Origin of the sequence: Streptococcus sp. HMSC071D03 (genome assembly GCF_001812125.1) — a bacterium.
In the GTDB taxonomy this organism is placed as follows: Bacteria; Bacillota; Bacilli; order Lactobacillales; family Streptococcaceae; genus Streptococcus; species Streptococcus pseudopneumoniae_N.
The window spans coordinates 869-6036 of sequence record NZ_KV807786.1; the positions used below are offsets into that span (position 1 = coordinate 869).

2 protein-coding genes are annotated in these 5168 nt (G+C 39.6%); both read left to right on the forward strand.

Going from position 1 to position 5168, the window contains the following annotated elements:
• Positions 1 to 713: LPXTG cell wall anchor domain-containing protein (locus HMPREF2837_RS08030; RefSeq protein ID WP_148131844.1), on the forward strand; the 713-nt coding region annotated here is incomplete at its 5' end.
• Between the two features lie 645 nt (positions 714 to 1358).
• Positions 1359 to 5168: sialoglycan-binding domain-containing protein (locus tag HMPREF2837_RS08035; protein ID WP_148131843.1), on the forward strand; the 3810-nt coding region annotated here is incomplete at its 3' end.

Genomic DNA, 5168 nt, shown 5'->3' on the forward strand with positions numbered 1-5168 from the left:
GAACTAAGGTAGAAATCCCAGGTAAAGATGGTAATCCAATCGTCGTTACAATCGATGAAGATGGTAAAGGTAAAGTACCAAACAGTGATCTACCAAACGTAGAAAAAACAGGTACAGGTAAGATTACTGAACCAGGTAAATCATCTGTGGAAGTTCCTAAGGTAACAACTTTTGAAAACGATGTATTAGGGGGTTCAAATGCATTACCAGAGCTAATGATTGAGGTTCGATGGATTGATGAAGACGGAAATGTATTGAAACCATCCGTTAAGACAGGTAATGAAAAGGATGCTGAACATGGATCAATTCCAGTATATGAATTTGTACGAACTGTGATTGATGAAAATGAACCAGTAATTACTCACATTTTCAGAAAAGTAAGTGGAAATACAAATCCAAATACAATTCCAGTCACTCCAGTCACACCTGATACTAATGGAAATTCTGGTCATGATACACCTGCGCCAACAACTCCAATTCAAGATGCTGTTACTCCGAATGCAAATCAGGTAGATACTAAGACTACTATTGACAATGGAGTTAAATCAAATGATTCTCAAAATGTATTGCTAAATACAGGAACAGAATCAAAAGATTCTCAAAATGTATTACCAAATACAGGAACAGAATCAAATGTAACTCTTGCATCTCTAGGACTTCTTGGTATGCTAAGTAGCCTCGGACTTGCTCTTGGAAAGAAAAAAGAAGACTAAAAATTTAGTCAAAATATGAATGGTTCATTGTTAAGTGGACAATGAATACAAAAGATCAAGAAACGGCTTTGTTCCTCATTTGAAGAGGTACAAGGCCGTTGTTTTATTCTTGAAAAAGGGAGGTATCAGTATTGGTACCAACCCCCTCTCAAAATATTGTATGTCTTTAATCCTAGTGCTCAGTTTTGAAATGTTCCCAAAAGTTCTCAATCGGTGAGCGATTAGTACACTTGCCAATCTACTATAGTGGAGTGAACTTAGAGTAGTACGCCATGGATTCTAAAACATTTATTAGAAATTGTTTTGATTTTCCTAATCTCTTTGTTCATATCTTATTTCAATTAACTATATATAGAGAGAATGTCATCAGAAAGGAGAATCTTTCTGTTTTATTTAAACAAGCTGTATATTAATGTGTTATAAACGTTCGCATATGTTTGCGCTTTATTCGAGAGGTTGAATGGCTTTATGATTGCTTAAATGAATTGAAAATGATATAATCGAGCTGTAATAGCTGTAATAGCTGTAATAGCTGTAATAGCTGTAATGTGTAAAAATTGCTCAAAAGAGTGATTTTTATTGTATTATTCCCCAGAGGGAATACTGCTTCTCAATTTGATTTTGTCTTTAATATAAGGAGGAACTATGGAAAAAAAATCAAATTCACTAAGTAGAGTAAAGCGTCGGCAACAGGAAAAAGTCTTACGCTTCTCTATTCGTAAGTATAGTTTCGGTGCGGCTTCAGTTGCTGTTGCAGCGCTGATGTTTTTGGGTGCGCGCGTCGTTAGTGCGGATAGCGTAACACCTGTTGAACAACCTCATGTAGAGGCTTTAACTCAAGATACTAGTCCGCTAGCATCGCAGGATAAGGAAAAGCCTACTAGTTCTATAAAAGTGGATACAGCTGTTGCAAGTCAGCTTGTGGTACAGTTAAAAGACCAGCTTCACGTCAAGGAAACTGCGAATACAGATCTTTTAGTCCGCGCCAAGGAAGAACTTGTCAAGGCTGAACAGACTCTTGCTAATTCAAAAGTGAGTCAAGAAGAAGTGGACGCTTTGGTAGCTCGCTTGACCAATGTTTTGGACCAACTACGAGCAGTGGAAACTCCTCAAGTCAAAGCAGATAAAAATGACGAAAGTACACAGGAAGCAACTCCAGAAATCAAGCCAGAAGTAGCGAAGCCAACTCCAGAAATTTCAGCTAAGTCTGAGGAAACTTCAGAAAATACTAATGCTGAGCAACTGGAAAAAGCTAAAGCTAGTCTCAAAGTATCTATTGATCGTTTGGAGCAGGCTATCGCCCAAACACCAGAGAATGACTTGACACGTGAAATCTTGGAAAAAGCTATCGCCCAAGTTGCAGTAGCCAAGTCTGCATTTGGTGGTGTAGAAGTTAGCCTTCGTGATGTTGAGGATATGAATCGTGTCATCAAACGTAACGAAAGCTCTGTTATGATTGCACGTAATCGTTTGACTTCTGGGCGTAATGACGTCCGTAATGGCGCAGCTATCCCAGTTGGGACAACGCTTCGCGCTGATGCGGGGGCAACCTATGACAATGCTGTTGGGCTCTACTTCACAAAGGAAGGAGATGGCTCAGGTTATCCAGCTGGTACCATGCTCTTTAGAGACCGTAACCAAAATACTGCGGATAAACAAAGAGTTAAGGATGTCAAGGATGTCGTTAAGGTTGATGTCACTAAAAACGGAGATACATACGATTGGGAAATTGAGTTTGAAGCTAATCCTGAAAACCACCAAAATGCCCATGCTTGGTTTACCATTCCAACTGGTCATACCTTGGTAGACGACGGTTCGGCATCATTTGGTAGTTACTGGGGTGGTTCTGGTGGAAAACGACGTATTGAAACTCAAGGAAGATTACCACGAAACTTATACGACATCTTTAAAGATCAGGTTAGCTCTACGTCTAAGGATGTTAACATTGGTACCCCTGGTGGAGCTATCGAGCAGGCTTGGGGCAAAGCCGCCACTACCGATGCTTTCTGGAAAGGTGCTGATGGAGAGATTAAAACATTTGAAGAAATCATTTTAAAACCTGATACACTCTATTTTAATCGTACAGGTGGTGCCCGTACGACAACGGAGAAGGATGTTCTGGTATCAGATTATTTGAAGGATTGGTTGATCCAGCATACGCAAAGAGTTTATCATTTTGATATTGATTATCGTGGTAGAACTAAGGATAGTGCATCAAACTATATCTTTCGTTTCAAAACCAAGGCTGCTGAGGGGACTCCACTCATGTATGCAGCAGGGATGCGCTCCTATGAGTTCAGCACCCACCGAAATGATATGCAATGGTATGGTTTGCCATCTCCTAAGGTGACGGGGGCTGATCAAACTATCGAAAAAGGTAAGGAAATTCGACTTGAATTTACAACTAAAGATAATCTAGCAGGATTTTCACTTGGTGATCCAAAACTAGGTTATAATCCAGCTGATTCTATCAAGTTAGTGGATAGTAAGCTGGAACTTAAAGATCAAAAAGTTGAAGTTCAAAAAGTGAGTGATTATGAGCACAAGCTTATTATCACAGGTCGTGTTGCTTCAGATCCTGGCGACTATAAGGTCAAGGTCAAGTCTGTCAATAACGTTGGACAAAGTGCGGAGTTTACATCAACTGTCAAGGTTACACAATCTATTACACCAACATTAGAGTTGAATCAAGATCCTAAGACAGGTGACGTTACAGTAACACCGAAGAAACCAGATGGCTCAACATACCCACCAGAAACTAAGGTAGAAATCCCAGGTAAAGGTGACAAGCCAATCCCAGTCACAATCGGTAAAGACGGTAAAGGTAAAGTACCTAATAGTGATTTACCTGAAGGTAATGTCCCAGGTATAGGTAAGATTACAGAACCAGGTCAACCAACTGTTGAAGTTCCTGATGTAACAACTCCAGCTAAGATAACACCAGCTGACCAGGTAGCACCAACAATTACTAAATTAACTGATAATCGTAATGCAGAAATTGATAGTAAAAACCCACGTAAGATTATCGTTTATCGTGAAGAAGAGTTTAGCGTTGATGTGAACTTAACTGATAACAGTGGTCGCTTGGATAAGATTAAGGTTCACGACAATGCTCAAGCAGTAGCACCATCAGGTAATTTCGAAGTTACAAATGGTGGTCGTCTTGAACTTCCTGCTAATGGTACAAGTATTAACTTCACGGATAAGACAAGTAATTTAGGTCAAGCTGGCAATGCGACAGATACTAACCCATATAAAGTTAATATTTCAGGTCATGTTGGTAAAAATCAGGAAGTCAAAGCTGATGCTAGCAAAAATATCTGGAATCGTTATATTAGTGGATATGACCAAGGAGGTCTGACAAATAACAACACAAACAATAACACTGCTAATAACGCCAATATTCAGATTGAGTTCCGTAAGCAAGCTGATAAATATACACCAACAGCAGTAACAGGCTCTAAAATCGATGTAGCGACAGATGGTACAATCAGTGGTTATGACTCACCAGAGACTTATATTGCCAACAAGTCTGACTTGCCAACTGAAGGTACAACGCCAGGTGCAAGAACGACTTATACATGGAAAGATGGAGAAACTCCAACTGTTAACAATGGTCAAGTCACACGTACAGCGGTAGTTACTTATCCAGATGGTTCAACAGATGAAGTGCCTGTAACCTTCACAGTTCGTGACACAGTAGCTCCAACAATTACTAGCTTAACTCCTATTAGTAATGCAGAAATTGATGGCACTAACCCACATAAGATTATCGTTTATCGTGAAGAAGAGTTTAGCGTTGATGTGAACTTAACTGATAACAGTGGTCGCTTGGATAAGATTAAGGTTCACGACAATGCTCAAGCAGTAGCACCATCAGGTAATTTCGAAGTTACAAATGGTGGTCGTCTTGAACTTCCTGCTAATGGTACAAGTATTAACTTCACGGATAAGACAAGTAATTTAGGTCAAGCTGGCAATGCGACAGATACTAATCCGTACAAGGTAAATATTTCAGGGTATGTAGGTAAAGGTCAGACAATTAATCCTGACGCTAGCAAAAATATCTGGAATCGTTATATTAGTGGATATGACCAAGAAGGTCTGACAAATAACAACACAAACAATGGCTCTGCTAATAACGCCAATATTCAGATTGAGTTCCGTAAGCAAGCTGATAAATATACACCAACAGCTACAAATCCTACAGTGAATCTGACTTCAAATGGAACTGTTCCAGATTTGGGATCACCAGAGACTTATATTGCCAACAAGTCTGACTTGCCAGATAAAGGAACAACACCAGGTACGACAACGACTTACGCATGGAAAGCTGGAGAAACTCCAACTGTTAACAATGGTAAAGTCACACGTACAGTTATAGTAACTTATCCAGATGGTTCGACAGATGAAGTTCCAGTAACTGTTAAGGTAGTAGATCCACGTACAGATGCA